Below are 25,794 nucleotides of genomic sequence, written 5' to 3'. Positions count from 1 at the left end.
GTACAAGCCGGGGCCTGTGCACTGGCTAGACTAATCAAGGCTTTGAAACCATGTTCAAACTTGAAATACAGGATCTACACAAGCGTTACGGTGATCATGAGGTGATCAAGGGGGTTTCGCTTGCGGCCAAGGCCGGCGATGTCATCAGTATCATCGGCTCCAGCGGTTCGGGTAAATCGACGTTGCTACGTTGCATCAATATGCTGGAACAGCCCCATGCGGGCAAAATCCTGCTTAATGGTGAAGAGCTCAAGCTGCAGTCTACCAAGCAGGGTGCGCTCAAGGCGGCAGATCCCAAGCAGCTGCAGAAGATGCGCTCGCGCTTGGCGATGGTGTTTCAGCATTTCAATCTATGGTCACATATGACGGTGATGCAGAACGTGATCGAGGCGCCAATTCATGTATTGGGTGTTCCCAAGGCTAAAGCCATCGAGCGAGCTGAGCGTTATCTGGCTAAGGTCGGGGTATCTCATCGTAAGGATGCATACCCTGCCCATATGTCGGGAGGCGAGCAGCAACGCGTAGCAATAGCTCGCGCGCTGGCCATGGAGCCTGAAGTCATGCTGTTTGATGAACCTACCTCTGCGCTGGATCCTGAGCTGGTAGGAGAGGTGCTCAAGGTGATGCGTGATCTGGCGCTTGAAGGGCGTACCATGGTGGTGGTTACCCATGAGATGGGCTTTGCCAGAGAGGTCTCCAATCAGGTTATCTTTCTGCATCAGGGGCGCGTCGAGGAGTCTGGCAATCCTCGTGAAGTCCTGGCTAATCCGAGCAGTGTGCGACTACAACAATTCCTGTCTGGCAGCTTGAAATAACATATGGCCATTCGTATAGGCTTTTTGATTTGGCCCGAAACCCGCCCTTTGACGGTAGCCCTGGCCGAAGAAGCCTTTCGAGTGGCTAGACGGCAGCAGGCCAGCGCTGAATACGTGCTTGAATTGATACGCATCGATCAGGCCGAACAGCGCTTGACGCATATCTCCTGGCCCGCTCAACTGGAGCACTTCCAAAGAGTGTTTTTGTTGGCGGATGAGATTCCGCAGTCACTCTCGGTCCCGCTGAGTACGGCGCTAAAGCAGTGCGCTCGATCCGGAGTGCAGGTAGGGGCCATTTCAGCAGGCGTATTTCCGCTGGCGCAGTCAGGTCTGCTTGACGGTTACCGCGCTGCGGTGCACTGGCGCTGGCTGGATGATTTCACAGAGCAGTATCCCAGGGTTATCGCAACCAATCATCTGTTTGAGTGGGACCGTGACCGGCTCTCTGCCTGTGGCGGTCTGGCTATCCTGGACATGGTCTTGGCCATGCTGAGCCATGACCATGGGGCGGACCTGGCTGGTGTTGTTTCGGAAGAGCTGGTTGTCGAGCGAATCCGTGAGGGTAATGAACGCCAGCGAATCCCGCTGAAAAACCGGCTGGGCTCCAGTCATCCAAAGCTGACCCAGGCAGTCATGCTCATGGAGGCCAATATTGAAGAGCCGCTTACCACTGATGAAATCGCACAGCATGTCTGCGTGTCACGTCGTCAGCTCGAGCGTATTTTCAAGCAGTACCTGTCACGTGTGCCAAGCCAATACTATCTGGAGCTTCGGCTGAATCGGGCACGCAAGATGCTGATGCAGACCAGCAAATCCATTATTCAAATTGGGTTGTCGTGCGGTTTTTCGTCGGGGCCTCACTTCTCCAGCGCCTACCGAAATTTCTTTGGTGTAACGCCGCGTGATGATCGTAATCAGCGGCGTGGGGCAGGACCGGATGTCGCGGTTGTTACCGAACGTTGAGCCGCGGCTTGGGCTTGCTCAGCCAAATAGTAGAGATAGTTCATGCGCAGGTAATGCCTTGCTGAAATGAAAGCCCTGTACCTCGTCGCAGGCATCGCCACGTAGGTGCTCAAGTTGCTCTGCTGTTTCTACGCCTTCAGCCGTAACCGTCATGCCAAGGGATTGGCCCAGCGTAATGATGGCCTGGACGATAGCGCGATCGTCTGGGTTTGTACCGATACCAGCGACAAAGCTGCGGTCTATCTTGATGCCATCAAAGGGGTAGCTGCGCAGGTATCCCAGAGAAGAAAAGCCTGTACCAAAATCGTCCATGTGGAGACGTATCCCGAGCGCCTTCAGGCTGTTGAGTGTCTCCAGCGCTCCGTCAGCATCGTCCAGCATGACGCGCTCGGTAATTTCCAGTTCAAGTCTGGAAGGGTCCAGCCTACTCTCGGTCAGCGCATTTTGTACCTGACTGATCAGGTCATGGCGACCAAACTGTCGGGGCGAGAGATTCACAGAAATACCTACCGGTTGTGGCCATTTGACAGCTACGTGGCAGGCGCGTTTCAGTACCCAGTTTCCGATGGGAACGATAAGGCCGGTGTCTTCTGCCAGTGCAATGAAACTATCGGGTAGCAGCATGCCATGCTCAGGATGCTGCCAGCGTAATAGCGCTTCGAACCCGGTCAGCCGATTTCCCGTAAGCGAATAACGTGGCTGAAAATGGAGGCTCAATTCTTCTCTTTCCAACGCCTGACGGAGATCGTTCTCCAAGCGTCGACGGCTGGTAATCAGCTCGTTCATTTCGTGGGAGTAGAAGCGCCATGTATTACGGCCCGCAGCCTTGGACTGATAAAGCGCAATATCGGCGAGCCGCAGAAGCTCCTCTGCGTTATTTGTATCAGAGGGCGCTAGTGCAACGCCTATGCTTCCTCCAATAAACACGGTCTGGTCATCCACTTTGATAGGCTGATGGAGCTGATCAATGATTCGTGAGCTCAGCGCAGAAATTTCTTCATGGTTCTGAAGGCGGGTCATCACGACAATAAACTCATCACCACCGACCCGCGCGACTAGATCGGCTTCTCGAATGCAATTACGCAGGCGCTTGGCTACTTCCCTGAGCACTCTGTCGCCCGCTGCATGACCCAGCGCATCGTTGACCGGTTTGAAGCGATCCAGATCCACACTTAACAAGGCCACAGGGGCAACGCGTGTTGATGGGCCTACATGCTTTTTTAGAAACTCGTTCAAACGGTTGCGATTGGGCAGATCGGTTAAGGGATCATGCAGAGACAGGTGCCTTACCTGAGCTAGCGCCTTGACCTCGTCGGTAATATCGCTGGCCGTGCCGCGAAACCCTTGCGTGCCGTCTTTTATCGGTCGCGCCGAGACGCGGCAGGTCCGCTGCTTACCTTGTCGGTCATGATAATGACAGACGAGTGGAGTAGATGTAGAGGCGTTCCTTCGATGGTTCAGCCATGTTGTTAATGACTCATGGTCTGCTGTCAGCAGTTCATCAAGGTTTTTACCAAGCCACTGCTCAGGTGTAGTGCCTGTAACTTCCTCGAAGCGCCCTGAAAGATAGGTCAGGCAGTACTGAGCATCGATTTCCCACAGCCAGTCCGACGCGGCTTCTGCTACGTCTCTAAAGCGCTCCTCGCTAACCGCTAAAGCTTCCTTGCTCTGAGTCAATTCAACGTAATGAGCCTCCATGAGTCGTGCGGTAGAAAGTGCATTACGCAGGACTAGCCAGGTTGACGCGATCAGCATGAGGCCCGCGATACCGAAGTAGGGAAGAATCGAGTCAAGCAGCGCCTGGCCATGACGTGGCGGGTCCCAGGCCAAGTGGCTATCAGCGCCAGGTGCTAGACGAAGCGTGGACGAGCCTTCAATCTGAGGCGTCTGTGTAGTCCGAAGATTGATTAATCCATATTGCGTACCCAGCGCCTTGAGCTTGTCTGGTGTAAGGATATCGACGAAGAGAAGTACTGAGCGGGTGCCGGGCCGCTCCTTAACGGTTGGGTCTTTTCCTGGCGTGATGGATCCAGCCGCAACGATGGCAGGTACTGAGTCGACTTTCAGGAGCTCACTGACTACCTCTTCCTTATTTTCAGGCGCGCGTGCCTTTTTCAGCAGAGCGTCAAAATCGCCTTGTAGCCATTGTCGGGCATCAAGAGGTGTTTGCTCACCTTCAAACAGTGAATAGACGGTTTGGTCCTGCGCATTTAGAACAAGTAACCCCTGAAAGCCATAGAGCTCATAAATCGATTCGCCCAGGTTTTCTCCGTCATACGCCCAGCTGATATTGAGCTTAAGGTGCATGTTCTTGTAAAGCTCACCCCATTTGGAATAGTCAGATATGTCCTTTTTTATGCTTGTATTCAGGTCTTCAAGGGCTTTTTGAGCAGCGTATAAGGTGTCTGCCTGAGCCTGTTGATCCTGGCTACGAGCGTTGTGGATCAACAGCCCACATGCGAGCGAAAACATCAGGAACAGCAATACTGTAACCAGAGGGAATACGCGGCGGGTAAAAGTAGTACTGAGCATAGTAGGCAAAGGCGGCGCAGAGTGGTCTTGAAATATAGGCATTGATGGCAGATGGCCACTCTTGGGGAGGGGAGGCATCCTATAAGATGTCGACTGATGTGTGAAATAATTCAGCTAAAACAGATATTAAACTAGCAGGCCTAGTGAGCTTGACGAAATAGATATTTGTCTGATGTAAGGCGGGCTTCCATGAGGCAGTAAACGAAGAGCCTCGGAAAGAGGCTTTCATTGCCAATGCGTGCTGTTGAGGCTTGGCAACAGCACGCAGGACTGGATTTCTTTAATGGGTATCAGTAGCACCGCCATAGTGCGCGCAGCCTGACATGCTCTTGCCATTGACACGCAGCTCCGCCTGAAGGGATTGAACCGTACCAGTGCTTTCATCAACACAGCGCTGCGGACTGACCCATAGCTCGACACGCTCGCCGTTGGCTTCGGTAGACAGGCTACGACTACCGTCGGGTAGTTGCTCCTGCAAATATGGAAGAGCCTGCTGGCTGCGATCGGTCGAGGCTATAACCATGCCCTGGCCACTTACTACCACATTCCATTCTGGAGTATGACCGGCTGCGCGAAGCGTCAGGCGCTTGAAATTAGAGTCTGAACAGCCGGGCCCGGTGTACTGCATGCGATACACTTCGGAAACGGCAAATACGCCATCGCTTCCAGCCGGCCCTCCAGATTTCATCTTTCCGCGTAAATCTGCGAATAGACTGCTGGCACCGCTATCGGCCGTCAACTCATGAGCATCGTTGATAATAGACGTGTTGGCCGCATCGTCTATTTGAAAGTAGCGATGCTCCTGACAGGGGCGAAAGAGTAACTGGTCATTCGCTAACCGCAAATCACCTTGCAGGCGTACGCCTTGAGACGCCTTGGACGAAGCGATGCTATCGCTCGGGGTGCTATGGCAGCCTGCCAGCAACGTGGCCAGCAAGGTCAGGGGCAGCAGCAAGCGTGGCGCTAACATCTAGAGCTCTCCATTGAAACAAGGGTGGCAACGTTACTGAGCTATATCCGTTAGGACAAGGCTGAAATGAACTTGTGCGCTCTTTTTGAACGGAGCGCACAAGCGATCCTTTAGCCTCCCAGGTAGGCCTTGCGTACGTCAGGGTTGGCCAATAGGGCTTCGCCGGTATCCTGCATGACGATATGACCATTTTCTAGAACGTAGCCGCGGTCTGCCAGTCTGAGCGCCTGGTTGGCGTTCTGCTCGACCAGAAATACCGTTACGCCATCCTCGCGCAGTTGTTCGATGATATCGAAAATCTGCTGAATGATGATGGGGGCTAAACCCAATGAGGGCTCGTCAAGCAGCAGGAGACGCGGATGACTCATCATCGCACGACCGATGGCCAGCATCTGTTGCTCCCCACCGGACATCGTGCCTCCGCGCTGGTGATAGCGCTCCTTCAAGCGAGGAAACAGGCCAAGAACCTTTTCAAGCTGACGATCATAGTCATGCTTGTCGGTAAAAAAACCGCCCATGGCGAGGTTTTCCTCGACAGTCAGGCGAGCAAAGACGCGGCGACCCTCAGGAACCACGGCGATACCCTTGCGCATGATTTCGGAGGAGTCTTTTCCGACCAGCTCTTCACCTTCGTAACGAATACTACCGCCAGCTGCCTTAGGAGAACCGCATAGCGTCATCAGGAGGGTAGACTTGCCAGCGCCATTGGCGCCGATGAGTGTCACGATCTCCCCTTTGTTGACGGACAGGCTGACCCCATGCAGCGCCTGGATCTTGCCATAGAAAGTCGAAACGTTTTCGAACTGCAGCATCACGCTTCTCCCAAATAGGCTTTGATCACGTCAGGGTTATTACGGATTTGCTCCGGCTTACCATCAGCCAGGGGGGTGCCCTGATTGATAACGACAATATGATCCGAGATGCTCATGACCAGGTGCATGTCGTGCTCAATGAGCAGAACAGTTACGCCGTGCTCGTCTCGCAGTAGGGAAATCAGCGCTTTCAGGTCTTCCGTCTCGCGAGGATTAAGGCCGGCGGCAGGTTCATCAAGCATGAGGAGTTGAGGGCGTGTCATCATGCAGCGAGCAATCTCAAGACGGCGCTGTTGGCCATAGGCCAGATTGCCGGCAGGTCGGTTGGCAACCTCGGTGAGGTTGACCTGCTCAAGCCAGTGGCGGGCAAAGTCCATGGCTTCAGATTCTGCGCGGCGAAAGTCGGGAGTTTTGAAAAGGCCGGCTAGAAAATTCGTATTCAGATGGCGGTGTTGAGCAACCAGCAGGTTTTCAACCGCCGTCATTTCCTTGAACAACCGAACATTCTGGAAGGTGCGTACGATGCCGCGTCGAGCGATCTGGTGACCCGGCAAGCCATGAATGGGCGTACCTCTAAGTAGAATTTCGCCTCCTGTTGGTTGATAGAAACCGGTCAGGCAGTTGAACACGGTCGTCTTGCCGGCGCCGTTCGGTCCTATCAGGGAAACGACCTGCTTTTCCTCGACGCTGATATTGACGCCATTGACTGCCAAGAGGCCGCCAAAACGCATGGTCAGGTCTTTAGCTTGAAGAATAGGTTGGCTCATTTGCGCAGCTCCAAATGGGGGCGCTGCATCGGGAGCAGGCCTTGCGGCCGCCAGATCATCATCAGGACCATCATGGCGCCAAACATCAACATGCGATATTCACTGAACTCACGCATCAGCTCTGGAAGCAGAATCATGACAATGGCTGCCAGAATGACGCCCAATTGTGAGCCCATTCCACCCAGAACAACGATCGCCAAGATGATGGCTGACTCAATGAAGGTGAACGATTCCGGCGACACCAGCCCTTGGCGAGCCGCAAAGAAGCTGCCCGCGAAACCTGCAAAGCAGGCACCCAGCGTAAAAGCGGAGAGTTTGATAAGGGTCGGATTCAAGCCTAATGCACGGCAGGCGATCTCATCTTCACGTAAGGCTTCCCAAGCGCGACCGATGGGCATGCGCAGTAATCGATTGATCACGAAAAGCGTAAGCAGGACGAGCAGTAACGCAACCAGGTAAAGAAAGATCACCTTGTAGTTCGAGTTGTAGGCGATGCCAAAAAACTCATGGAATGTCTGCATGCCTTCAGGGGCACGCCGCTCAAACGTCAGGTTGAATAGCGTAGGCTTGTCGATTCCGCTAATGCCGTTGGGGCCGCCGGTGATACTGGTAAGGTTGCGTAGCAGAATGCGGATGATTTCGCCGAAGCCGAGCGTTACGATGGCGAGATAGTCACCTCGCAGGCGCAGCACGGGAAAGCCCAGCAAAAAGCCGAATAGCGCAGCCATCAAACCGGCAATGGGCAGGCAGATCCAGAATCCAAGGCCGTAATAGTGGGAGAGCAGGGCGTAACTGTATGCCCCTACGGCGTAAAAGCCGACGTAGCCCAGATCAAGAAGACCCGCCAGGCCGACCACAATATTCAGACCAAGCCCCAGCATTACATAGATGAGAATCAGCGTAGCGATATCCACGGCTCCCCGTGAGCCGAAGAATGGCCAGACTAGCGCGACAAGAACCAGCCCGAGGATGACCCAGCGTTGAACAGATGGCTCGGTGAGCTGGGTGCCTAGTTTGGTCAGTGGTGAGGTGTGGGTGCCCCTGGTTCGGCGCGGCATGGGAATGCGATCACGTACCAACTGCCATACGAACATAAGGGCGGCCGCCCCAAAAATGATCGTCAGGGTGGTTGGGCTGGCGCCATGGACTTCGAGCCCGATACCCACTGTGGTCAGTTTTAGCCCCAAAACAGGGTAGGCCACTGCGAGTACGAGAAGCGCACTGAAAAAAGCCGTTTTAAGCTGTTTGTTGAAAGGGGTACTGCTCATACTTTTTCTACCTCCGGACGGCCCAGAATGCCGGTCGGCCGGAACAACAAAACGAGGACAAGAAGTGTGAACGCCACGACATCCTTGTACTGATCACCAAAAATATCGGCTCCGAACGCTTCGGCTACCCCTAGCACCAGTCCGCCCAGCATGGCGCCTGGAATACTGCCGATCCCGCCCAGTACTGCGGCAGTAAACGCCTTGATACCTGCCAGAAAGCCCAGACTCGGATTAATGACGCCGTATTGCATGCCGAGCAAAACAGCCGCGATGGCTGCCAGGGATGCGCCGATAACAAAGGTCAGGGCGATAATATTGTTGGTGTTGATGCCAAGCAGGTTGGCCATCTTGATGTCTTCGGCGCAGGCTCGGCAGGCGCGGCCGAGACGCGAACGTGAGATGAACAGTGTCAATCCGAGCATGGCCAGAAACGTGACCACGAAGATCAGAATCTGCATGTACGAAATGACGACTCCACTCATGGCATCATTGCCAAATATGATGTTGCCAGGCAGCAGGCTGGGAATGGCCTTGTCCTTGGAGTCCTGTGCCAATAGCACTTCGTTTTGCAGGAAGATGGACATGCCGATGGCTGAGATCAGCGGAATCAGGCGATTACTGCCACGTAGCGGACGGTAGGCAATACGCTCAATACTGTAGCCATAGGCACTGGCAACAATAATGCTGGCAGCAAAGGCCGCAATCATGATGATCGGCAAACTATGAATGCCCATGAGTGCTAATCCGGCGATGACAATGAAGGCTACATAGGAGCCAATCATGTATACCTCGCCATGGGCGAAGTTGATCATGCCAATAATGCCGTAGACCATGGTGTAACCAATGGCTATCAAGGCGTAGGTGCTGCCAACGGTCAAACCGTTTACCAGCTGTTGAAGATAGTGGTAGAGCTCAGGCATTACTTTCTCCTGAATAGCGGCCACAGTGCTTTTGGCGTCTTGGCACGCCTACTCATTTGGAATGAACAAAGCCCACGGAGGATACCGTGGGCTTTTGAGGACGTTTGCCAGACAACGTGCTGGCAAGTTCCTGCTTAACGGTTACTTGGCTTCGGTCTTGGTGCCGTCGGCGTGCCACTCATAGACGACAAATTCGAAGTTCTTCAGGTCGCCTTTTTCGTCAAACGCCAGGTCGCCTGTAGGTGTGCTGAACGTATTGCTGCGCAGGGCCTCTGCTACAGCATCGGTTTCAGTGTTGCCTGCCTTCTTGATGCCATCAGCAATAACTTGCACGGCTGCGTAGGAGGGGAAGACGAACGGGCCGCTCGGATCCTGCTTCTTGGCTTTGAATGCTTCAACCAGGGCTTTGTTTTTCGGATCCTGATCGAAAGAGCGGGGAAGGGTTACAAGCATGCCCTCTGAGGATTTGCCTGCAATGGCGGAAATTTCAGAGTTACCCACACCTTCCGGCCCCATGAAGCGAACTTTCAAGCCTTTTTCCTGTGACTGGCGCATCAGAAGGCCGAGCTCCGGGTGATAGCCGCCGTAATAGACGAAATCCACACCCGCCTGCTTCAGCTTGGAGATCAGAGAAGAAAAGTCCTTGTCGCCGGCATTGATACCTTCGAATACGGCAACTTTGACATTGGCGCCTTCAAGTGTCTGCTTGACGGCCGTGGCAATGCCTTCACCGTACTGCTGCTTGTCGTGGATGATGGCGACTGTCTTGGGCTTGATATGCTCGGCTATATATTTGCCGGCAGTAGGGCCTTGCATGTTGTCAAGACCAATGGTGCGGAAGATTAGTTTATGTCCGCGTGCCGTGAGATCAGGGCTGGTTGATGCTGGGGTGATCATCAGGATGCCTTCGTCCTCGTAGATATCGGACGCCGGCTGGGTGGAGCTGGAGCACAGGTGGCCAACCACGAATTTCACTTCGTCATTGACGATCTTGTTGGCAACGGCAACCGCTTGCTTTGGGTCACACGCATCGTCGTAGACTACGCCTTCGAGCTGCTGGCCATTGACGCCGCCAGCCTTATTGATTTGCTCGATAGCCATTTTGGCGCCGACAAATTCCATTTCCCCATATTGCGCTACAGGGCCGGTAACCGGGCCGGCCAGAGCGATTTTTATTGTATCGGCAGCGACGCTGTAGCTGGTGAGTCCAGCCAGGGCCATAGCGGCGAATAGTCGGGAAAGACGCTGAGTTGCCTTATTCATAGTGCTCCACTCGAAATGCTTATTGGTTTTGGCAGATCACAAACGTTTATTGCAGTATTTATTCTTATTGCTGGCTTTCTTGTTATGACGATAAATCGGCATCGCAACGTGCGGAGTGTAGAGTGCCGATCACGGAATTGAAAAGTGGCACATCGACTGTATCGATACACTTTGTCGCATCATGTATCGGATACGAGCCGAAACTGGGCTGAAGACATGTCAATCCTGTCGACAATAAGCGACAGCCGCTATCATGTCGCTTTATTTTTAGGGGTGACGTGATGTCCGAAACCAGCACTCTGTACGCTACGCTGTTGGGCCAGACCGCTGAAATCTCATGGCAAGAGTTACAGCCGCACTTTGCCAAGGGTTCGTTGCTTCGGGTGGATGCCGAGATAGACTTGATAGAGGCGGCAGAAGCCATTGTTCAGGACAATACAGGCAAGGTTTCTGCCTGGCTGACGTCCGGGCAAATGGCCAAGGTGACCGAGGATGAGGCACGGGGGTTTTTGGTAAGCGATCCAGTCTTTTGGGCAGTGGTCGTTGCGCCCTGGGTGCTTATACAGGCTAGAAACGGTAACAGCGGCGAGGCATGAGACCGCCAGGGTGGATCAATGATTGATCCACCGCTGACGGATCCAGGCACTAAAAGCGTCCACCAGCAGTACCAGGGTCAGCATGGCCAGGATAATGGTTGCAGCCTGAGCGAGTTGAAACAGGCTGAGGCTGATTTGAAGCATTTGTCCTAGGCCGCCAGCGCCCACGAATCCCAATATCGTCGCCATGCGGATATTGTTTTCCCAGCGATAGAGAATATAGGCAAGCAGCTGAGGCCAGACGCTTGGCAGAATGCCATAGGCGAAGGCGGCAAGGCGTCCGCCGCCAGCCAGTCTGATCGCATCGCTGGGGGCGGACGGAGTGTTTTCCAGCGCCTCGGCAAACAGGCGACCCAGTACACCCGCCGTATGCAGTGCCAATGCAAGCGTGCCGGCGTTGGGCCCTAGCCCTGCAGCCAGTACCATCAGTGCCGCCCACACCAGTTCCGGGACGGCGCGGAGGGCATTGAGCAAGAACCGCGCAACTGCTTTGAATAGAGTACCGAGTCGGCCTGCCGCAGGCAGGGCCAGTATTATGCCAAACAGGGCTGCCAATAGGGTTCCCATGGCTGACATGGCCAGTGTTTCCAGGCAGGCCCAAGCGATGGCGTATAGGTGACTGCGGGAGAAGTCCGGGGTAAGAAATCCGTTGGCAAACTTCGCCATTTGCGCAAGAGAGGTCCGCGAAAACAGCTCGATAAAATTCGTCTCAAGGTAAGCAAAGGACGAGGCAATGGCGGCTAGTACTACGATAACGGCGGCAAGACCCTTGATTTTCATCGTTACGGCTCTCGCAGCAAGCGGCTGATCAGGTCGGCCAGCATGACCAGTATCAGAAAGGTCAGCATCAGGCTGGCAACTTCTCCGCCAGCAAACATTCGCAGAGACAGATCGACCTGTTGCCCCAGCCCGCCAGCGCCGACAAATCCCATGACGACCGATGCACGGATAGCACACTCCCAGCGGTAGATCGTATAGGAGATCATTTCGCCGCTGGCGGCCGGTAGCAGTCCATATGCGAATGCCTGAAGTCGAGAGCTGCCACCCAAGAGCAATGCTCGCGTCGCGTCAGCAGGTACGGATTCGAAAATCTCGGCGTACACCTTACCCAGCATGCCACCATACGTGATGGCAATGGCCAGGACGCCCGCGGTTGGACCCAGGCCTACCGCTCGTACAAATAACAAGGCCCAGACAATTTCGGGAATGCTGCGCAGAATTACAAGAACGATACGTACCGTATTGCGAATCGTCTGACCCAGCCACGAAGGGCGTCCTTGCCGATGAAGCGCGGAGATGGAAAGCGAGCGTGTTGCCAGCAGGGCTGCTGGAAAGGCGATCACCCAGGCGAGTGTCATGCCGGCCGTGGCAATGGCTAGGGTTTCCAGCGTGGCTTTGCCAACTATCGAGAGAAACTCCGAATCGTAGGCTAGCGGCCAGAATCCTGCCAGAAAGCTACCCATGATTCTGGCGTTCTCACCGGTGAGCAAACCAGGAATATCCAGCTCAGACAGGTGAAGCCCAGGCCAGAGCAGTATGATTGCCAGCAGGCTGATGCCTAGACGAGGCAGGGTGGCAGGATCATGCGAGGGGGCAGTCAGCATCGCGGTGGTGTGGCAGGCATGAAATAAACACTGGATGAGTTCTCTGGTGCCAATTGCTCATTGGCATACAACTGCTCCAGATCATCGGAGGTAACGGCTTGCGTTGCTTTGTCGAATACAATAACGCCTTGGCGTAGTCCAATGATTCGCGGAAAGTGTTTGAGCGCCAGCTCTACGCTGTGCAGGCTGGCGATCAGCGTTGCGCTTCGTGTTTCGGCCTCACGAGCGAGAATGGTTAGTGTATGGCTGGCAAGTACCGGATCCATGGCGGAGACAGGCTCATCCGCCAGTATCAGCTCAGGCGCCTGGTATAACACGCGGGCAATGCCGACGCGCTGGAGTTGGCCCCCCGAGAGCTGATCGCAACGCTGATACAGCTTTTCTGACAGGTCCAGCTTTGCCAGAGCCTGTTGGGCGCCCGGACGATCCAGTGGATAGACAAGGCTGACCAGGCTCTTCCATAAAGGCCATTGGCCCAGGCGCCCAGCCAGTACCGCCGTTACGACGCGTTGCCGCGCCGGGAGGGGAGGTGCCTGGTGAATCAGACCGATATGTGCACGAAGCGACTTCAATCGGGACACGCTCAATGACCACGGATCGGTCTGCAATACGGTGAGTTGTCCTGCCGTTGGCTTGTGGCTTGTCGCCATCAGGCGGAGCAAGCTGGTCTTGCCTGCTCCAGAAGGGCCAATCAGTGCGACGCGTTCACCTTTGGTGATCTTCAGGTCAAGCTTTGAAAGCGCGCGATGCCCATTGGCATGAAGAAGCTCCACGCCAGCTAACTGGACGCTCACTTCAACAGACCGGCCGCACGTGCAGAGCCTTCGATGCCCTTATAGTTTTCAGGAGAAGTTTCTACAAAACGACTGGCTGCCTGTAGATCCAGAATGGCTTTGTCTTCAGGCTTCGAAGGATCCAGTGCAAGAAAGGCCGCCTTGATTTTGGCCGTCAGTTGCGGATCCAGATTGCCTCTGACGGTCCAGTTGTAATCGTAATAGGGCGGAGTGGTCGCGAAGACCTTGACCTTGCTTGTGTCTACTTTCTTGGCATCAACCAGCTTCTGCCAGACCGAAGCGTTCAAAACGCCTCCATCCACTTTTCCAGCCTGTACCCAGGCGGCAGTTGCATCATGGGCTCCAGAATAGGCTACACGTGAGAAAAACTGCTCCGGTACTACCCCTTCCTGTTGCATGAAGTAACGGGGCATCAGGCTGCCGGAGGTCGAAGAGATCGAGCCAAAGGCGAACGTTTTGCCTTTCAGATCTTGAACCGATTTGACGTTTGGATCAGCTGTAATGAATTTGCTGGTGAACTTCTGATCTTCTTCCCGTTGTACCAGCGGACTCATAGGCGCTTTGAGTTGGGCCTGGACAAAGGTAAAGCCACCCAACCATGCCATGTCCAGTCTGTCAGAAGCCAGCGCTTCGACCACGCCTGCATAATCGGAGACCGGCACGAAGGTAACAGGCATGCCAATCTGCTTTTCCAGGTACTCTCCCAGCGGTTTGAACTTGCGAAGCAATTCGGTGGGTGCTTCATCCGGGATAGCCGAGACGCGTAGTGCATCTGCTGCCTGGGTAAGAAGGGAAGTGGCGCACAGGGTAAGACCGGCCACGAGGGCCAGGGAACGCTTCAACATGAGTTTCTCCGGTTCAATAGCGGAAAAAATAGAGCCGCGAAGTATACGGAGATTGACGAAATTTCACAGCCGGTTAATGGCACCCTGGTGTGGTGACATGTAACGAGGCAGGAGCTACAAAGCTATTGCAGCTCCTGCTCAAGCCATCAAGTTTCGTCAAAGAAGCGTTCGTGCCACTCTACCAGTGGCTGAGGCGTATTAAGTTTTTGGCCGTAGATGACAGCATACGCCAGCACGTTTTGGACATATTGGCGGGTTTCGTCAAACGGAATGGTTTCTACCCAGACATCGAACGCCAAGTGCCGGGCGTCCTTCAGCCATCTTTTTACACGTCCGGGACCGGCGTTATAAGCCGCTGAGGCTAGAACACGGTTACCGTTGAATTGCGCATGAACCATGCTCAGGTAAGCGGTGCCCAGCTGGATATTCGTGTCCGGTTGCAGAGCTGATTGAGGGCTGGCCAATGGAATAGAAAACTTGCTGGCAGTATGTTTTGCCGTCGCAGGCATCAACTGCATCAAGCCCATGGCTCCCACGCCTGAACGGGCATCGGCCATGAAGCCGCTCTCTTGCCGGGTAATAGCGAAGACCCAGCTGCTATGCAAGCCTCGCTGGCGCGCTTCACGAACGAAACTGTCGCGGTAGGCGATAGGGAAGCGGATGTCCAGATCGTCCCAGTACTTGGCCTGGCTAATTGAGCGAATAGCCGGGAAATACCATTGCATGTCGTAGGCCATGCGAGCCTGGGCAACCAATTCGTCCCGGTTAAAGCTGCGGCTGACATGAAACCACTCGCGCCGCGCATTTACAAATTCACCACGTGCATAGAACTCGAGCGCGCGCTGAATACCAGGCGTGGTGCGTACTCGGTTGCGAAGGCTATTGCTCAGTACGAGGGGGCGATTGTTAAGCTGATAAGGCGCCTTGATGCGGTCGGCTGCTAGAAAGCCGTAGAAATCGCGCTCACGCGAGACAGGCTGGTAATCGGCCAGTACGCTTGAGCTTTGCGGCTGAGACAGCTCCAGGGTACGGGCGCGCCAGTACTGCCAGCGGTTGGTTTCCAGAAGCGATGGGGGAAACCGCTGGATTAACTGGTAAGCCTCTTTCCAGCGGGCCAGGCGCAGTAGAAGGCGCGCACGCCATTCGCTGACCGTGTCATCACGGAGTTCTGGATCGTAACGCTCCATGAGCGGAAGGGCTCGTGGGTCAAAGTTCTTGGCCAGGGTCAGCCCGATCTCACGCGCAATGGATACTTTTTCGTCGCGCGAAAAGGGCAGGCGCTGACTATAGGTATCGAGTAGGCCCAATGCTTTCTCGGGATCCTGTTTGGCAAGGCGTCGCAAACCCAGACCAACCACATCGGCCATGGGCTCGCTGGCAGGTGTGAAGCGCTGCACATCGGCTAGCTGTTGGGGTTTCTGAGCGATATCGCTCATCAGGTTGGCAAGTGAGCCCAGGGTGGGCATCTGCTGTCCCAAATGGGTGACCAGCCCGTAATTACGCGCTTCGGCCGCCAGTTTGGCACGTTTCCAAACCATGCTTTCAGGCATCTGGCCGCGAGCAGCCCAGGCACTGAAAAGGTCATCACAGGCGGCTGGCTGTGACTTGCCTACCAGCCAGAGCTTTTCCGCTGTTTTGAAGGGTTGTGTTGTCTGGCCTTCCTGAATCTGGTGCTGGGCATTTAGGCAATCCAGCTCGGTAAAGTTGAGCTTGGAGTCATAGTAGCGGTCAAAGGTACTCCAATCGCCGCGCTCGGAGAGCCAGCGCAGCCAGCGCAGCTTCATCCAGTTTGCCTGCGGGAGATCGCCATGCTCGGCAAGAAAGGCTTCTATTTCTGTATTGCTGGCGTTCTTGAGGCGTGCGGTCAGCTCGTCATATTGCAAGTAGGGCTCCAGGGGATACCCTTGCAACGCATTGCGTGACTGCAAATAGAGACTGGCATCTCCCTTGGCCAGCGCTGCCTTGGCTTGGTCGTATAGGAGACGTTGTTGCTCAATGGGGGCCGCGTGAGCGGTTTCCAATCCAATGAGAGAAGCAAAGACACAGGTCAACAGCTTGAACAGACGGCCGCGCATGAGATTCCCGGAGAAGACTGCTGGTACATGCGGCTCGGCCGCACAAAGGCGATTACTTTAGCTTGTCGGCCATTACGACGAAAGCGTATGAGCTACCAACGGTCAGGCTAATAATCTTGTCGTCATATGTACGAAAACATTGAGTGCCGTCGGTAGGAAAACATGCAGTTCGTGCGGATGGGCACTAGAATGCACGTCCTTTTTCTTGGAGATGCCTATGACCTTGCTCAAATTCACCGGCGTATCCCTGGCTTTCGGTGCCATGCCATTGCTGGACGGAGTGTCCTGGCAGATCGCTCGGGGTGAGAGAGTCTGCGTGATCGGGCGCAACGGTACTGGCAAGTCCAGCATGCTGCGCCTGGTCAAGGGCGAGCAGATGCCAGACGATGGCGAGATCTGGCGTGCTCCGGCGCTGAAGATCGGAGAGTTGCCCCAGGAGCTGCCTCGGGCAGATGATCGTACCGTATTCGATGTTGTGGCCGAGGGATTGACTGGCGTAGGGGAGTTGCTGGCGGAGTATCATCGACTGTCCCAGAACATTCACACTGACGAAGACCTGACGCGTCTGATGCGCGTTCAGCAGGATTTGGAAGCCAAGGATGGCTGGCGACTGCAGCAGCTGGTCGAGAGCACGCTGAGTCGCCTTCAGTTGCCTGCAGAAAAGACCCTTGCAGAGCTTTCCGGTGGCTGGCGTCGACGTGTGCTATTGGCGCAGGCCCTAGTGGCCGAACCTGACTTACTATTGCTCGATGAGCCAACCAACCATCTGGATATCGGGGCTATTGCCTGGTTGGAAGAGGCCTTGAGTCAATATCCGGGTGCGATTCTGTTCATCACTCACGACCGAGCCTTCTTGCAAGCCCTGGCGACACGCATTCTTGAGTTGGATCGAGGCCATCTGATCGATTGGCAGGGCGATTACGCCAGTTTTCTGGTGCATAAAGAGCAGCAGCTTGCAGCGGAAGAGACCGCCAACGCACTGTTCGACAAGCGCCTGGCTCAGGAAGAGGTCTGGATTCGTCAAGGCATCAAGGCTCGACGTACCCGCAACGAAGGGCGAGTACGTGCATTGAAGGCCATGCGCTTTGAACGCAGCGAACGACGCGAACGCCAGGGTAAGGCAAATCTGCAGCTGGAAACCGCCGACAAGTCTGGAAAACAGGTCATTGTTGTCGAGCACGTGGATTACGCCCATCCAGGCAGCGAACCCATTATCCGTGATTTTTCCCTGGTGGTGCAGCGAGGCGACCGGATGGGCTTGTTAGGCCCCAACGGCTCTGGAAAGACAACCCTGCTTAAACTGCTGCTGGGTGACCTTGAGCCGACGGCAGGAAAAATCGTGCATGGCACCAAGCTCGAAGTGGCCTATTTCGATCAGTTGCGACATGCGCTTGAGCCTGAAAAAACCGTCATCGATAATATGGCTGAAGGACGTGAAATCATCACAATCAACGGCCAGGATCGTCATGTCCTCAGTTATCTGGGGGACTTCCTGTTTAGTCCACAGCGTGCCCGTACGCCAGTGAAAGCGCTGTCGGGGGGCGAGCGTGCCCGGTTGTTGCTGGCGAAGCTGTTCAGCAAGCCGGCCAATCTGCTGGTGCTCGACGAACCTACCAACGATCTGGATGTGGAGACGCTGGAACTGTTGGAAGAAGTGCTTCTGAGCTTTGAGGGCACCGTGCTGATGGTCAGTCACGATCGGGCGTTTCTCGATAACGTCGTGACCAGCACCCTGGTATTTGAAGGCGAAGGCCTCGTGCGCGAGTACGTCGGAGGCTATCAGGATTGGCTACGTCAAGGTGGATCGCCTCGCTTGTTAGGTGCGACAGGGTCGAAAATGGAGGCCAAGTCGGATGCGGCGGCCACTCAAGCGACACCCGTAGAAGCATCCAAGGCAGCAGCGCAGCAGGCGCCGGCCCGTAAAAAGCTCAGTTATAAGGATCAACGCGAGCTGGATGCCTTGCCGGCACAAATCGAGGCGACGGAAAACGAGCTGGCGAGACTGCAAAGCCAGATTTCCGATCCGGCGTTCTACCAGCAGCCGCTTGAAACGACGCGTGTCGTTGTTGAGCGCTTCGAGGCTTTACAGCGTGAGCTCGATCAGCTGCTAGAGCGATGGGCTGAACTGGAAGAATGAAAAAAGGGCTCCTGAGGGAGCCCTTTTTAGTATTACTTCCGGGTCAGGGAGACCGCTAAGGTGTCACACGGGGCACCATGTAACAGGTCATTGGCGGTCGAGCCCAGAAGAAGGGCAAGGCCATGGCGGCCGTGGCTGCCTACAACGATCAGATCACAGGCATTTTCGCGAGCAAAGCGGTGGATTTCCTGGCGAGGCTGCCCATAGGCCAACTGGCACTGGCCCTTCAGAAGGCTGTATTGCGCAACAAAGCTGTCCAGGCGTTCACGGGACTGTTCGATCTGCTGTTGTTGAAGGGAGGAAAGGTCCATGGGCACGTCACCGCCGAACGCCATAGCCATTGGTTCGACCACATGGACCAGGGAAACCTTGCTTTGGAGGCCGGTAGCCAGATCGACAGCACGACGGATTACGGCATGGCATTCATCAGTCAGGTCGATGGCTACCAGAATGTGTTTATAAGACATTTTATTTCTCCTCCTTAAGGATGGCGAACATTTCAAGTATGGCCTGTCTGGTGCGGCTCGCACCTGCTATCCAGATACCGTTTGGACCGCATTTCGCGGTACTTGCTCCTTGCTGCGGGTGTTGCGCCTCGCTGTTGTTAACAGATCGCTGCGCCAATTGCACCTATCCTTTGTAGAGATTGACGATTTTTCAGTCCCATGCCGTCCGGGCTCAATGGGTTGTTATGCCACGTTAACGCATGGGTCGAATTGACATAACGCAGGTTTTGAATGATCGTGTAGGGGCTGTCAAACACTTGTATGAATCAGATGTTTGTCTTGCGGGCCCTGTAGTGCTCGGGCAGAGAAGAGAAGGTTGCCGCAAGGTATAGCTTTCGCGTTCCGCCCGGGCTTGACGAATCCTAGTATCACGCCATGCAGTTGGCTGCCTGCCTGAATGGGCAACAAGGCTTGGATGTGAGTGTTCCGCTTCCACGTATGGAGATCAGTTGATGATTTACGAAGGTAAAGCCATCACGGTTAAGGCTCTAGAAAACGGTATCGCCGAGTTAAAGCTTGATCTTACTGGCGAGTCGGTCAATAAATTTAATCGCCTGACCTTGAACGAGCTGCGCCAGGCTGTCGATGCCCTCAAGGCCGACGCTTCGGTCAAGGCCGTCATTCTCAGTAGCGGAAAGGATGTTTTCCTCGTAGGGGCAGACATCACCGAGTTTGTCGAAAGTTTCCGTATGCCAGACGAGGATCTGCTGGCAGGAAACCTCGAGATCAATCAGATCTTCAATGACTTTGAAGACCTCAACGTCCCTACTGTAGCGGCAATTAACGGCATCGCGCTTGGTGGTGGCCTTGAAATCGCCATGGCCGCCGACTTCCGGGTCATGAGCGAGACCGCAAAGGTTGGTCTGCCAGAAGTAAAACTGGGCATTTATCCCGGTTTTGGCGGGACTGTTCGGTTGCCTCGCCTGATCGGTAGCGACAATGCTATCGAGTGGATTGCTTCGGGCAAGGAGAACTCTGCTGCCGAGGCGCTCAAGGTCGGTGTCGTAGATGCAGTTGTTGCACCCGACAAGTTGCAGGCCGCGGCGTTGGATCTGGCACGTCGAGCCATTTCTGGCGAGCTTGACCACAAGGCCCGTCGTCAGCCCAAGCTTGAAAAGCTCAAGCTAAACCCTATTGAAGCCATGATGGCATTCGAGTCGGCCAAAGGCTACGTTGCAGGTCAGGCGGGTCCGAATTATCCCGCGCCAGTAGAAGCGATCAAGACCATCCAGAAGGCCGCTAATTTCGGACGAGAGAAGGCGCTTGAAGTCGAAGCCAAAGGCTTCGTGAAGCTCGCTAAGACAACTGTTTCGCAAAGCCTGATCGGTCTGTTCCTGAATGATCAGCTGCTCAAGAAAAAGGCTAAGGTTTACGATCAGCAGGCGGGTGAGATCAAACAGGCCAGCGTCTTGGGGGCAGGTATCATGGGCGGTGGTATCGCCTATCAGTCTGCGCTCAAAGGCACGCCGATTCTCATGAAGGATATCCGTGAGGAAGCCATTCAGCTCGGTCTTGATGAAGCGAGCAAGCTTCTCAACAAGCGCGTCGAGAAGGGCCGTCTCGAGCCGGTGAAAATGGCTGAAGCGCTCAATCGTATTCGCCCCACTTTGTCCTATGGCGACTTCAAGTCGGTGGATATCGTGGTTGAGGCTGTCGTTGAGAATCCCAAGATCAAGCAGGCTGTGCTGGCAGAGGTCGAAGATCAGGTTGGTGAAGAAGCCATTCTGGCGTCCAATACCTCGACCATCTCGATCAGCTTGCTTGCACAAGCCCTGAAGCGTCCTGAAAATTTCTGCGGTATGCACTTCTTCAATCCGGTGCACATGATGCCTCTGGTTGAAGTAATCCGCGGCGAAAAGACCAGCGAAAAAACGATTGCGACCACTGTGGCCTATGCCAAAAAAATGGGTAAGAACCCTATCGTGGTCAATGATTGTCCGGGCTTTCTGGTCAATCGCGTGCTGTTCCCTTATTTCGGTGGTTTTGCCGGCCTGATCGGGCAGGGCGCTGATTTCCAGCGTATCGACAAGCTCATGGAAAAGTTTGGCTGGCCTATGGGGCCGGCTTACTTGATGGATGTTGTAGGGATGGATACGGCGCATCACGCCCGTGATGTGATGGCGGAAGGCTTCCCTGACCGGATGAAAGAGTCCCGCAAGACCGCTGTTGATGCGCTGTACGAGGCTAAACGTCTTGGACAGAAGAACGGCAAAGGGTTCTATGTGTACGAGACCGATAAAAAGGGCAAGCCAAAGAAAGTCGCTGATGCAGAAACCTACACCTTGCTCAAACCTGTCGTGTATGAGCAGCGCGATTTCACGGATGATGAAATCGTTCAGCGCATGATGATTCCGCTGTGCCTGGAAACGGTTCGTTGCCTGGAAGATGGCATTGTCGAGTCGGCTGCAGAAGCGGACATGGGATTGATCTATGGCATTGGCTTCCCTCCCTTCCGAGGCGGTGCGCTGCGTTATATCGATTCCCTGGGCGTTGCCGAGTTCGTGGCACTGGCCGACCAGTACGCTGACCTGGGACCGCTGTATCACCCGACTGAAAAGCTGCGCGAAATGGCCCGTAACGGCCAGTCCTTCTTTGGTTAACGCAGACAGTACAGAGCGAGAATTCTTATGAGCCTGAATCCAAGAGACGTTGTTATCGTCGACTTTGGCCGCACACCGATGGGTCGCTCCAAGGGTGGCATGCACCGTAATACCCGGGCAGAAAACATGTCTGCCCATCTGATTACCCAGCTTCTGGCACGTAATCCGCAAATCAATCCGGCAGAAGTGGAAGATGTGATCTGGGGGTGCGTAAACCAGACGCTCGAACAAGGCTGGAACATTGCGCGAATGGCGTCCTTGATGACGCCCATCCCTCATACCAGTGCCGGGCAGACCGTAAGCCGGCTCTGCGGGTCTTCGATGAGCGCACTGCATACAGCGGCGCAGGCCATCATGACTGGAAACGGGGATGTGTTCGTGGTAGGTGGCGTCGAGCATATGGGACACGTCAGCATGATGCATGGCGTTGACCCTAACCCGCATCTGTCGCTTTATGCTGCAAAGGCCTCTGGCATGATGGGGCTCACAGCAGAGCTGCTGGGCAAGATGCACGGCATTACCCGGGAAGCACAGGATAAATTCGGCTACCGTTCGCACCAGTTGGCTTGGAAGGCCACTCAGGAGGGTGCGTTCAAGGACGAAATCATCCCCATGGAAGGACATGATGAAAATGGCTTCCTGAAGATGTTTGACTATGACGAGACCATCCGTCCTGATACAACGGTGGACGGCCTGGCCGAACTCAGACCTGCGTTTAATCCAAAGGATGGTACAGTAACTGCAGGTACGTCATCCCAGATCACCGACGGCGCCTCCTGCATGATTGTGATGTCCGGTCAGCGGGCAATGGACCTTGGCCTGCAGCCACTGGCGCGTATTCGGGCCATGGCGGTTGCTGGTGTAGACCCTGCGATCATGGGTTATGGTCCTGTTCCGGCTACCCAGAAGGCCCTCAAGCGTGCAGGGCTGTCGATGGGCGACGTTGACTATGTCGAACTCAATGAGGCTTTCGCAGCCCAAGCATTACCGGTGCTGAAAGACCTCAAGCTCCTCGACAAGATGGACGAAAAGGTCAATCTTCATGGTGGGGCCATCGCGTTAGGTCATCCCTTTGGTTGCTCTGGAGCCCGTATTTCCGGCACGCTATTAAATGTCATGAAACAAAAGGGTGGTGCACTGGGCGTAGCAACCATGTGTATCGGCCTGGGTCAAGGCATTACGACGGTGTTCGAACGCGTCTGAGAATGGCGTTTATGCTACCGAAACCGGGGCCTGGCCCCGGTTTTTCTTTCTGGAGGGAACATGTCCTTACAACCTGGGCTCTATCGGCATTACAAGGGGCAGGAGTACCGTGTCCTGGGCGTAGCCAAACATTCTGAAACGGAAGAGGAGCTTGTTTTTTACCAGGCGTTGTATGGTGAATACGGCCTTTGGGCGCGTCCGCTCAGCATGTTTCTGGAAAGCGTCGAGGTGGACAGCGAGCGTGTTCCCCGCTTTGCTTTAGTAAAGGTTGAGGAGAATCCGTTAGGGCTTGCCGATAACGCGCAGCCTTGACCTTGCTCCAACAGCCACTATATATAGCGGGGCCGTACAGCCACGCTGTCATGGTTCGTCAGTCACTGCCTCACTGCCAAATGTCTGTCAGACTGTCTCGCCTTTCTCTTTACATCTTTTAATAACGCAGGAATCAACCGATACATGGGCAAATCGCTGGTCATCGTGGAATCCCCGGCCAAGGCCAAGACCATCAACAAGTATTTGGGCAACCAGTACGTGGTGAAGTCGAGTATCGGCCATATCCGTGACCTGCCTACCAGTGGGTCGGCAGGCGCGTCAAAAGAGTCCGCCACGAAAGGACGCAAGTCTGCTGCCGAAGCTCCAGCCCTTTCTCCAAAGGAAAAGGCCAAGCGCCAGCTTATCGCTCGCATGGGGGTCGACCCTGAGCATGGCTGGAAGGCGCACTACGAGATCCTGCCTGGAAAGGAAAAGGTGATCGAAGAGCTCAAGCGTCTGGCTAAGGAAGCTGACACTGTTTATCTCGCAACCGACTTGGACCGCGAAGGGGAAGCCATTGCCTGGCATCTTCGTGAGGCCATCGGAGGAGACGAAAGCCGATTCAAGCGGGTCGTCTTCAACGAAATCACTAAAAAAGCGATTCAGGATGCGTTCTCCAAGCCGGGCGAGCTGGATATCAATCGAGTCAATGCTCAGCAGGCCAGGCGCTTTCTGGACCGTGTAGTAGGCTACATGGTCTCGCCTCTGCTATGGCAGAAGATCGCCCGAGGGCTTTCGGCTGGACGTGTTCAGTCCGTTGCGGTCAAGCTGCTTGTGGAGCGTGAGCGGGAAATTCGTGCCTTCGTCCCTGAAGAGTACTGGGAAGTTCACGCCGATTTGGCGAACCCCAAGAATGCCAAGGCGCGTTTTGAGGTCGTCCGGCAAAACGGCGAAGCATTCAAGCCGTTGAACGAGGCGCAGGCAAGTGCTGCCGTCGAGAAGTTAAAGGCTTCCAGCTACAGCATTAGCAAGCGTGAAGACAAGCCTACCAGCAGCCGACCTTCCGCTCCGTTCATTACATCGACTTTACAACAGGCTGCCAGCAATCGGCTGGGCTTTGGTGTAAAGAAAACCATGATGATGGCCCAGCGTCTTTACGAGGCGGGTTATATCACTTACATGCGTACCGATTCGACGAACCTATCCAACGATGCCATTACCATGGCTCGGGCGTTTATCGAAAATGAATTTGGCGACAAATACTTGCCGGCCAAGCCTAATTTCTACAGCAGCAAGGAAGGTGCGCAGGAGGCTCACGAAGCAATTCGTCCGTCTGACGTAAACACGCGTCCTGACCAGCTGTCTGGCATGGAGCGAGACGCCGAACGCTTGTACGATTTGATCTGGCGTCAGTTCATTGCCTGTCAGATGCCTCCTGCGGAATATCTTTCTACGACCGTTACGGCAAAGGCCGGTGAGTTTGAGTTGCGCGCCAAAGGGCGAATCCTCAAGTTCGATGGCTTTACCCGAGTTCTGTCGCAACAGAGCAAGCCTGGCGAAGACGACGTACTGCCCGAAATGAACCAGGGCGATGCCATGAAGCTGCTGAAGCTGGATCCCACTCAGCACTTCACCAAGCCGCCGGCACGTTTCTCTGAGGCCAGTTTGGTCAAGGAGCTGGAAAAGCGCGGTATTGGTCGTCCGTCTACCTATGCAGCCATTATTTCCACGATTCAGGATCGCGGCTATGCCACTGTGCATAATCGCCGTTTCTACGCAGAAAAGATGGGTGACATTGTTACTGACCGGCTGGGCGAGAGCTTCTCTGACCTCATGGATTATGGTTTTACCGCCAGCATGGAAGGTGATCTTGATACCGTAGCGCAGGGCGAGCTTGACTGGAAAAACCTGCTGGATGAGTTCTATAGCGATTTCAAGAAAAAGCTAGAAGCCGCTGAGAGCGCTGAAGGAGGAATGCGTGCGAATGTGCCGACTCTCACGGACATCCCTTGTCCGACATGTAGCCGGCCGATGATGATCCGTACCGCTTCAACGGGTGTATTCCTTGGATGCTCGGGTTATAGCCTGCCGCCCAAAGAGCGTTGCAAAGGAACGATCAACCTTGTTCCGGGTGATGAAATTGCTGAGGACGACGAAGGCGAGTCGGAATCGCGTGTGCTGCGTGGCAAGCACCGCTGCGATATTTGCGGAACTGCGATGGATGCTTACCTGATTGACGAGCATCGCAAGCTCCACATCTGTGGCAATAACCCCGATTGCTCGGGTTATGAAGTTGAAACCGGTAACTATCGCATCAAGGGCTATGAAGGGCCTTCACTGGAGTGTGACAAGTGCGGCAGTGAAATGCAGCTCAAGACGGGTCGTTTCGGCAAATTCTTTGGATGTACCAATCCTGAGTGCAAGAATACGCGCAAGCTGCTGAAGAACGGCGAGCCGGCTCCGCCCAAGATGGATGCCATTGCAATGCCTGAGCTCAAGTGCGAGAAAGTCAACGATACGTATGTATTGCGAGATGGAGCTTCAGGTTTATTCCTGGCGGCCAGCCAGTTTCCAAAGAATCGCGAAACTCGCGCACCGTTGGTCAGCGAGCTGTTGCCGCACAAGGATGAAATCGATCCGAAATACCATTATCTATTAAGTGCACCGGCCAAAGACCCGGACGGCCGTTCTGCTGTTATTCGCTTCAGTCGCAAGACGAAGGAGCAATATGTACAGACAGAAGAGAATGGTAAGCCGACCGGTTGGAAAGCCTATTTCGATAATGGGAAGTGGAAGGTAGAAGACAAGCGTAGTTGATGCGCTGTATCTGGTTGCCAGGTCTGCAAGCCTGGCAATTGGTGTCTGTGTAGCG

The 25,794-nt window shown here is 54.7% G+C and carries 21 protein-coding genes; 8 read left to right on the top strand and 13 right to left on the bottom strand.

From position 1 onward, the window contains the following. The first annotated feature begins 50 nt into the window (after window positions 1–50). Window positions 51–815, top strand: coding sequence for an ABC transporter ATP-binding protein (locus tag JQR86_RS12700; protein ID WP_010797676.1), 765 nt, complete (start codon window positions 51–53; stop codon window positions 813–815). Window positions 816–818: 3 nt separating this feature from the next. Next, window positions 819–1,778: a GlxA family transcriptional regulator gene (locus JQR86_RS12695; protein WP_407363079.1), complete on the top strand. Its 960-nt coding sequence runs from the start codon at window positions 819–821 to the stop codon at window positions 1,776–1,778. Window positions 1,779–1,796: 18 nt separating this feature from the next. Here the strand turns inward: JQR86_RS12695 and JQR86_RS12690 are convergent, their stop codons facing one another. The 7 genes from JQR86_RS12690 to JQR86_RS12660 all read right to left on the bottom strand — a co-directional run bounded on the left by JQR86_RS12690 (window position 1,797) and on the right by JQR86_RS12660 (window position 10,310). After that, complete coding sequence (locus tag JQR86_RS12690; RefSeq protein WP_434153661.1) at window positions 1,797–4,310, bottom strand: bifunctional diguanylate cyclase/phosphodiesterase; 2,514 nt, start codon at window positions 4,308–4,310, stop codon at window positions 1,797–1,799. Window positions 4,311–4,590: 280 nt separating this feature from the next. After that, window positions 4,591–5,280: a hypothetical protein gene (locus JQR86_RS12685; protein WP_434153660.1), complete on the bottom strand. Its 690-nt coding sequence runs from the start codon at window positions 5,278–5,280 to the stop codon at window positions 4,591–4,593. 110 nt (window positions 5,281–5,390) lie between these two features. After that, the gene (locus JQR86_RS12680) at window positions 5,391–6,092 is read right to left on the bottom strand and encodes an ABC transporter ATP-binding protein (RefSeq protein WP_010797681.1); all 702 of its coding nucleotides are present in this window, start codon (window positions 6,090–6,092) and stop codon (window positions 5,391–5,393) included. Beyond that, on the bottom strand, window positions 6,092–6,859 hold the full coding sequence (gene livG / locus JQR86_RS12675) for a high-affinity branched-chain amino acid ABC transporter ATP-binding protein LivG (RefSeq protein WP_074827509.1): 768 nt from the start codon (window positions 6,857–6,859) through the stop codon (window positions 6,092–6,094). Before livG ends, JQR86_RS12680 begins: the two co-directional genes overlap by 1 nt. Beyond that, entirely contained in the window at window positions 6,856–8,127 is a 1,272-nt protein-coding gene (locus JQR86_RS12670) for a high-affinity branched-chain amino acid ABC transporter permease LivM (protein ID WP_219652983.1), read from the bottom strand. The genes livG and JQR86_RS12670 overlap by 4 nt, the downstream gene beginning before the upstream one ends. Continuing rightward, on the bottom strand, window positions 8,124–9,047 hold the full coding sequence (livH, locus tag JQR86_RS12665; RefSeq protein WP_010797684.1) for a high-affinity branched-chain amino acid ABC transporter permease LivH: 924 nt from the start codon (window positions 9,045–9,047) through the stop codon (window positions 8,124–8,126). The genes JQR86_RS12670 and livH overlap by 4 nt, the downstream gene beginning before the upstream one ends. A gap of 141 nt (window positions 9,048–9,188) precedes the next feature. Beyond that, entirely contained in the window at window positions 9,189–10,310 is a 1,122-nt protein-coding gene (locus JQR86_RS12660; protein ID WP_074827508.1) for a branched-chain amino acid ABC transporter substrate-binding protein, read from the bottom strand. A 281-nt stretch (window positions 10,311–10,591) separates the two neighbouring features. On the opposite strand from JQR86_RS12660, the gene JQR86_RS12655 reads away from it, so the two are divergent. After that, entirely contained in the window at window positions 10,592–10,906 is a 315-nt protein-coding gene (locus JQR86_RS12655) for a DUF2288 domain-containing protein (RefSeq protein ID WP_125888977.1), read from the top strand. A gap of 15 nt (window positions 10,907–10,921) precedes the next feature. Here JQR86_RS12655 and phnE read toward each other — a convergent pair whose 3' ends face one another. The 5 genes from phnE to JQR86_RS12630 form a co-directional block, all read right to left on the bottom strand. Beyond that, window positions 10,922–11,686 carry a phosphonate ABC transporter, permease protein PhnE gene (phnE, locus tag JQR86_RS12650; protein ID WP_074827505.1) on the bottom strand — a complete coding sequence of 255 codons (765 nt, stop codon included), beginning with the start codon at window positions 11,684–11,686 and terminating at the stop codon, window positions 10,922–10,924. A gap of 2 nt (window positions 11,687–11,688) precedes the next feature. Next, window positions 11,689–12,510 carry a PhnE/PtxC family ABC transporter permease gene (locus JQR86_RS12645; RefSeq protein ID WP_286789182.1) on the bottom strand — a complete coding sequence of 274 codons (822 nt, stop codon included), beginning with the start codon at window positions 12,508–12,510 and terminating at the stop codon, window positions 11,689–11,691. Beyond that, window positions 12,504–13,304, bottom strand: a complete 801-nt coding sequence (locus JQR86_RS12640; RefSeq protein WP_019365897.1) for a phosphonate ABC transporter ATP-binding protein — start codon at window positions 13,302–13,304, stop codon at window positions 12,504–12,506. The genes JQR86_RS12645 and JQR86_RS12640 overlap by 7 nt, the downstream gene beginning before the upstream one ends. Then, window positions 13,301–14,149 (bottom strand): putative selenate ABC transporter substrate-binding protein, encoded by an 849-nt coding sequence (locus JQR86_RS12635; protein ID WP_407363088.1) that lies wholly within the window; start codon window positions 14,147–14,149, stop codon window positions 13,301–13,303. The genes JQR86_RS12640 and JQR86_RS12635 overlap by 4 nt, the downstream gene beginning before the upstream one ends. A 146-nt stretch (window positions 14,150–14,295) precedes the next feature. After that, window positions 14,296–16,224 carry a transglycosylase SLT domain-containing protein gene (locus JQR86_RS12630; RefSeq protein ID WP_434153658.1) on the bottom strand — a complete coding sequence of 643 codons (1,929 nt, stop codon included), beginning with the start codon at window positions 16,222–16,224 and terminating at the stop codon, window positions 14,296–14,298. A gap of 217 nt (window positions 16,225–16,441) precedes the next feature. Between JQR86_RS12630 and JQR86_RS12625 the strand changes: the two genes are divergently transcribed. Beyond that, window positions 16,442–18,361, top strand: coding sequence for an ATP-binding cassette domain-containing protein (locus tag JQR86_RS12625; RefSeq protein WP_407363090.1), 1,920 nt, complete (start codon window positions 16,442–16,444; stop codon window positions 18,359–18,361). Between the two features lie 32 nt (window positions 18,362–18,393). On the opposite strand, the gene JQR86_RS12620 is transcribed toward JQR86_RS12625, so the two are convergent. Further along, window positions 18,394–18,828, bottom strand: a complete 435-nt coding sequence (locus JQR86_RS12620) for a universal stress protein (protein WP_434153656.1) — start codon at window positions 18,826–18,828, stop codon at window positions 18,394–18,396. A 491-nt stretch (window positions 18,829–19,319) separates the two neighbouring features. Here JQR86_RS12620 and fadB point away from each other — a divergent pair, with 491 nt between their 5' ends. The 4 genes from fadB to topA all read left to right on the top strand — a co-directional run bounded on the left by fadB (window position 19,320) and on the right by topA (window position 25,739). Next, window positions 19,320–21,467: a fatty acid oxidation complex subunit alpha FadB gene (fadB, locus tag JQR86_RS12615; protein WP_434153655.1), complete on the top strand. Its 2,148-nt coding sequence runs from the start codon at window positions 19,320–19,322 to the stop codon at window positions 21,465–21,467. Between the two features lie 27 nt (window positions 21,468–21,494). Beyond that, window positions 21,495–22,670: an acetyl-CoA C-acyltransferase FadA gene (gene fadA, locus JQR86_RS12610; protein ID WP_434153654.1), complete on the top strand. Its 1,176-nt coding sequence runs from the start codon at window positions 21,495–21,497 to the stop codon at window positions 22,668–22,670. A gap of 60 nt (window positions 22,671–22,730) precedes the next feature. Beyond that, on the top strand, window positions 22,731–22,982 hold the full coding sequence (locus JQR86_RS12605) for a DUF1653 domain-containing protein (RefSeq protein WP_010797696.1): 252 nt from the start codon (window positions 22,731–22,733) through the stop codon (window positions 22,980–22,982). 144 nt (window positions 22,983–23,126) lie between these two features. After that, complete coding sequence (gene topA / locus JQR86_RS12600) at window positions 23,127–25,739, top strand: type I DNA topoisomerase (RefSeq protein ID WP_219652987.1); 2,613 nt, start codon at window positions 23,127–23,129, stop codon at window positions 25,737–25,739. Window positions 25,740–25,794 lie beyond the last annotated feature (55 nt).

Origin of the sequence: Pseudomonas sp. JZ134 (assembly GCF_051027695.1) — a bacterium.
GTDB classification, from domain to species: Bacteria; Pseudomonadota; Gammaproteobacteria; order Pseudomonadales; family Pseudomonadaceae; genus Chryseomonas; species Chryseomonas luteola.
This window is presented reverse-complemented; position numbering and strand designations above follow the sequence as displayed.